At 37.4% G+C, this 5,265-nt stretch carries 6 protein-coding genes; 2 read left to right on the forward strand and 4 right to left on the reverse strand.

Translation table 11 applies throughout. From position 1 onward, the window contains the following. Nucleotides 1-333 (reverse strand): VOC family protein (locus ACEW8O_RS21190; RefSeq protein WP_373496626.1); only part of this gene is annotated, 333 nt, incomplete at its 3' end. 484 nt (nt 334-817) lie between these two features. On the opposite strand from ACEW8O_RS21190, the gene ACEW8O_RS21195 reads away from it, so the two are divergent. Next, entirely contained in the window at nt 818-1,783 is a 966-nt protein-coding gene (locus ACEW8O_RS21195; protein ID WP_373496627.1) for an AraC family transcriptional regulator ligand-binding domain-containing protein, read from the forward strand. Between the two features lie 14 nt (nt 1,784-1,797). On the opposite strand, the gene ACEW8O_RS21200 is transcribed toward ACEW8O_RS21195, so the two are convergent. After that, nucleotides 1,798-2,343: a peroxiredoxin family protein gene (locus tag ACEW8O_RS21200; RefSeq protein ID WP_373496628.1), complete on the reverse strand. Its 546-nt coding sequence runs from the start codon at nt 2,341-2,343 to the stop codon at nt 1,798-1,800. 189 nt (nt 2,344-2,532) lie between these two features. Between ACEW8O_RS21200 and ACEW8O_RS21205 the strand changes: the two genes are divergently transcribed. Next, entirely contained in the window at nt 2,533-3,219 is a 687-nt protein-coding gene (locus tag ACEW8O_RS21205; protein ID WP_373496629.1) for a Crp/Fnr family transcriptional regulator, read from the forward strand. 531 nt (nt 3,220-3,750) lie between these two features. On the opposite strand, the gene ACEW8O_RS21210 is transcribed toward ACEW8O_RS21205, so the two are convergent. Both ACEW8O_RS21210 and ACEW8O_RS21215 read right to left on the reverse strand, forming a co-directional pair. Beyond that, the gene (locus tag ACEW8O_RS21210; RefSeq protein WP_373496630.1) at nt 3,751-4,287 is read right to left on the reverse strand and encodes a hypothetical protein; all 537 of its coding nucleotides are present in this window, start codon (nt 4,285-4,287) and stop codon (nt 3,751-3,753) included. Between the two features lie 153 nt (nt 4,288-4,440). After that, nucleotides 4,441-5,265: helix-turn-helix domain-containing protein (locus tag ACEW8O_RS21215; protein WP_373496631.1), on the reverse strand; the 825-nt coding region annotated here is incomplete at its 5' end.

A 5,265-nucleotide genomic window follows, 5' to 3' on the forward strand; every position in this document is an offset into this window, starting at 1 on the left:
TAATATGTGAACAAACTTACCGTACTCATGAGTCTCAATTTCATCCAATACTTTTACGCCTTCTTTTTTAAGTTGATCAACCAACCACTCAAGATCTTGAACTCTATAATTGATCATGATATCCTTTTGTGAAGGTTCAAAATAGGAAGTGGATTCACTAAATGGACTCCATTGAGTAAATCCTTTTTTAGTGCTGTCTTCTGCTTTTCTCCATTCAAAATTTGTACCCCATTGATCAGTTTGAAGTCCCAAATGCTTCTCATACCATTGTTTAATTTTTACGGGATCTTCACTCTTAAAAAATATTCCGCCAACTCCTGTAACTCGTTTCATATCTGCTTGTTTATCGGTTTGATTGGTAACTATTTCGTTAAATGTGAATCCAAAATAGAAAGATTATGTGATGGCCAAAACATATGATAATACTCTTCTCATTTTATTGAACTTAATCATTAAGACCTACTTTAAAAGATTTTGTGGGTATTACCATATTTAAAAGTTGAATTGGTTAAATTTTTACTAATCGGATTGCATTTTAGCAAACTCAGTTTATAAAACTAAGAGCGGACTTTGACTGAAGCTACATAGCCAAAGTTAACCACAGTTATTATTATCTCTCTTTTAAAGTCATATTTATAAATTCATTAACATAATCCAATTCATAGTCATAAATTCCCATTATATGTCTGCCTTTAATTTTCCAAAATATTGAAATATTCATTCATTTTACTAGTCTATCTGAATATTTCCAGTTTTCACAATATTCATTTTTTTTTAATATTTTTATTGATATTTTACGTCAAATCAATAATCTATAATGATTGCAGCGGTACATTTAAGCTATATCCGAGAATACCTGACAGACAGGAATATCTATCCTGATGGGTATTTCGCTGACAAAGGCGTTCCTATTGGATCATTCCCCAATGAAGGAAGGATTCATAACCAGACTTTTCTTCAGTTGTTCACGGGTCTTTCCCAATTTCTCTCAGATCCGTATTTTGGACTGCATTACGGAGCATACCTCAATGTCAAAGCCTTGGGTTTTGTCACCCACGTAGCGCAGCATGCAGGTACAATCAATCAGGCTGTACGGATCTTGAAGGAATATCTGGCGCACTCTTTTTCAATTGTCAAAATCATCGAAGTAAAGCAGTTGGATAAATATGAGATTTCACTGGATGTTGACCCAATAGGTACTGAGGAAGGCAAACACCTGCTCGATGCAATATTTGCCTTTGTATTTAGGGAATTAAAGCTTATCACCCCAGAGCAGTATTTTCCTGAACTTGTACTTCCGTACAACGATTTGGAGCACTATGAATTGATATTGAACACAACATGCCGGACTGGAATCAGACTTGGTTTTGTTTTTGATCCGGAGATTCTAAACCAGCCCATCCATTCAGGAATGACTACCGGGATAGAATATCTGCTCCCCAAGCTCCTTTTGATGCTCGATGAGCAGAAAGCTGTCCGCCCAACTTTTGGGCAGCAGTTCAGGACCATATGCCTGAAACTGTCCTGCCCTGAACCACCTAACTTTGAGCAGGCAGCAGCTTATTTTCCTATGAGCCAAAGAACTATTCAGAGAAAACTGAATGCAGAGGGCCTTTCATACCGGAAGATTTCAGATAGTATCCGTAGGGAACTTTCGGTTTATCTGTCCGCAAATCCCCGTATGAAAACACAGGATATCGCCTATCTGCTCGGCTATGGAGATGCGAGCGCTTACCTACATGCCGCCCAACGATGGATACAAAGTCCGGATCCTGTAGCATGACGATGTGAATCACTTTACCCTTGATCCCAATTCAAAACCTCTTCAAGGGGAATATGATCTCCAAAATCCTTCCCCTGATAAATTTTACTGACATGAAGTCCTTCATCGATAAGGAAATCGGCCGGGAGTATGGGCTTTTCCTTAATGGATTTCATATTGAAAAATCCGCTGAACATCATTTTCATCATTTTTACCGGCTGCAACATTACACGATACATGCCCTTAGAGGAGGATTCAACACCGTATAGCCGATATAGGTCCAATTTAGGATCAGGAACGATAGGAAAAGGTGCTTTCTGTTTGCCCGCGTATTGGGCGATTTCTTCTGCTGTCGCAGCAAATACTGCAATGATGGCGATTTTCCTTTCTTGGAATTTCCCGTAGGATTGGATCAATTCCCTGACCCGCATATTACAAAATGGGCATGATGCTCCCCTGAAAAAGCTGAGCATGATTTTTTGACCCTTATAATCCGTAAGGCTCAGTGTATTGCCCAGATAGTCTTTTATTTTAAATTCCGGTGATTTTTCTGATATGATGGATTTTGTAAATGAAGTCATGTGCAGTGCTGGTTAAATTTTACTATAAATGCAAAAAAATACTTTATATGCTTTTAAACTGTCTTGATCAGGACTTTTGTGTTTTTAAAAAATTCTTTTAAGGAAATCCCTATATTTTGATCTATGTGATTGTTATTTTATAGAAAATGAAAAAATAGCCTGATATTCAATCTTTAAATTTAATCAGATATGGATAAGACCAAGATTTGGTTTCTTGAAAATTTCAGTATGCTTCAGGTATTGACTCCTGAAGAAATAAAAATGATGGACAGTATGGCATCTATGCGGGATGTCCCCAAAAACCAGATCCTGTATTTTTCAGAAGACAGTGCCAACTGTGTCTATCTTCTCAAAAAAGGTAAGGTTAAAATCTCCAAAGTTTCACCTGATGGAAGGGAGGTAATCCTGGCCATTTTGGGACCGGGAGAGGTTTTTGGGGAATTGTCCATCACAGGTCAGGATAAAAGGGAGGAAATAGCAGAAGTCACCGAAGATGCAGTCATCTGCAAAGTGGATGTGCATGATTTTGAATCCATGATGGAACACAATCCGAAATTTAATCTACAGGTAATCAAGCTGATTGGATTCAGATTGAAGAAAATCCAAAATCGATTGGAAAATGTGATTTTCAAAACATCTGAACAAAGAGTAAAAAGTTTCATTAAAGAAACAGTACTGGATTTGGGCAGGGATATCCTAGGGGAGGATAATCAAAAAGTGGTTGAATTAAGGTTGACACAGGAAGATATTTCCAAATTGACCGCTACCAGTAGACAGACAGTCACCACTGTATTCAGTGATCTCGAAAAAAAAGGCATCATCAAATACGACAGGAGAAGGATTTTTGTAAGGGATATGAAAGCATTGGATGGATAAAAAGCCGGAGTTTTCCGGCTTTTTTGTTAAAAATATGTCATTTTCCCCAATACTTGGCAATAGTTGATATAATTTAAATTTAAAGGGCAGCTGCAACTTTTGGAGCAGGGGCCGATATGTCAATTCTTCCCCTGCCTATAATCAAGTGGTCAAATAAAAAAAAATCTTTTAATCTGTAATTATTACTCTTGAATGTTAACTAACTATAAAAGCTGATCAATTTTGTCGAAAGAAGAAAATAAGAAAAATGAGTTCACCAAACTCGTGAATGAAAGTTTTCTCAATCAAAAAAATTCTTAACTAAATAGCTTTGAAAGCTGTTTTAGTAAAATCTTTTTTTGAGTTATCATACCTATGAGATGCAGGAGTTTTTTTGCTTAGTAGTATATATACCCCTTTCCACCATCTTCCTCCAGGTTTACTCCTAAACCTAAAATGATCCTGTTCACAAAATTAAAATATAAATCTCCTGAAGCTCTCCTTGGGCTTCATTTTCCTGAATGATTTTAATTCTCGCCATGTTTGGTCAGTTTATTGGATTAAGGTAGATTTAAATTCCCTGTTTTGTATAAATTCCCGGAAAGAGGAAGTTTTGCCGTCATATTTTAGCCCCCCTGAACGGTAAAAAACTTTTTTCCTGATAAAGAAATTTGTCATAGGCGAAAAGAAAATCACCATTCTGTCCATCCAGGTCTGATTACAGAACTTACAGATCCCGGCAATCCAGGGATGGTATAGACTCCCTAATTCATTTTTGAGCTTTACGGCACAGATGATTCTCTCAGCAAAGTCTTTGGGAGGAAAATAACCCGGTTTGATAAAATACAGTATTTCTCCCTTGGCTTCAAATGCCCCTGCCTCTGCTTTCAACTTATGGTCACTGTTTTTGAAAACATACAACCTGGCATGGGACTTTTCAGCAAGTTTGATCAGATTGCTGTCCTCAAAACCATTGATAATGATGATTTCTTCCAGTTGCTCTTCAGAGACATTTGCCGTAAGAAAGGGCAGAATTTTCCCCATGTAGTCGGTGTTGTGCTGGGCCGGAAGGATAATGCTTATTTTCATTAGGGTAATTGTAAGATTTAAAAATAGATAACAACTGCTCAGGACCCTGTCGGCAAAAGGACAAAATTGCTGAATATGTATAAAGTGATTGTTTATATGATAAATCAAATGCCCCCCTGTGCAACGCAACCAAAACTGCTGTTAGGGAAAGGTTTAAAGCGTCTTTCCCAATCCTGGATTTTTGATCCGGAATTCCTGTGGGTTGATCCCGGTGGTTTTTTTGAAAAACTTGCTGAACTGCGCATAATCTTCATATCCCAACTCATATCCAATGGATTTGATGGGGCTGTCAGAATACAACAGCAATCTTTTGGCTTCCATGACAACCCTCTCATGGATGACATTCAAAGGGGACTTTTTACTGATTTTGGTAAAAATATTGGCAATGGTTTTTGGAGACTTGTTCATCAGGTCAGCATATTGCCCTACATTTTTTTTGGTTTTGAAATGTTCCTCGACTAAAGCATTGAATTGTCGCAGGATATCTATTTCCTCAGGTTTTGTATTTACTTTCAATAGCTGCTTTCTGGCAAGTCGGGTAACCCGGATCATAAATCTTTTGAGCAAAATCCTAAGCATTTCTTCCTGATTGTTGTCCACAATTTTGAATTCTTTTTTCAATACCTCCACCAAAGTACCTAGACTTTGTACTTCTTCCTCATCAAGTTGAATGACCGGAGTAAAATCCGAACCAAAAAATAATAAACCATTACAGGAAACTTCCTTGTCATAGGTATGTATGCAATAAAATTCCCTGTTGAAAAATAGAAGATTCAGGTAATTGTTCTGCTTTGGAATTCGGACATCCTGATTGTAGGTACAGCAAAGCAGATGGTTTGCCTTCAAAATAATCTTCATACCATCCACTTCAATTTCCAGATCCTTAGGATCTCTGTTCCAGATGAATTTAAGATGCCTATCGGCATATTGAAAAGCTTGTTCAATGTCTTTTCCATCGGAAAGGATAAAGCTTGCTGA

Origin of the sequence: Aquiflexum sp. (assembly GCF_041749095.1) — a bacterium.
Taxonomy (GTDB): domain Bacteria; phylum Bacteroidota; class Bacteroidia; order Cytophagales; family Cyclobacteriaceae; genus Aquiflexum.

What these genes read in the sequence shown, in the direction of transcription:
- ACEW8O_RS21210 (WP_373496630.1), bottom strand. Translation starts at nt 4,287, where the DNA reads ATGAAAATAAGCATTATCCTTCCGGCCCAGCACAACACCGACTACATG.
- ACEW8O_RS21200 (WP_373496628.1), bottom strand. Translation starts at nt 2,343, where the DNA reads ATGACTTCATTTACAAAATCCATCATATCAGAAAAATCACCGGAATTT.
- ACEW8O_RS21195 (WP_373496627.1), top strand. Translation starts at nt 818, where the DNA reads ATGATTGCAGCGGTACATTTAAGCTATATCCGAGAATACCTGACAGAC.
- ACEW8O_RS21205 (WP_373496629.1), top strand. Translation starts at nt 2,533, where the DNA reads ATGGATAAGACCAAGATTTGGTTTCTTGAAAATTTCAGTATGCTTCAG.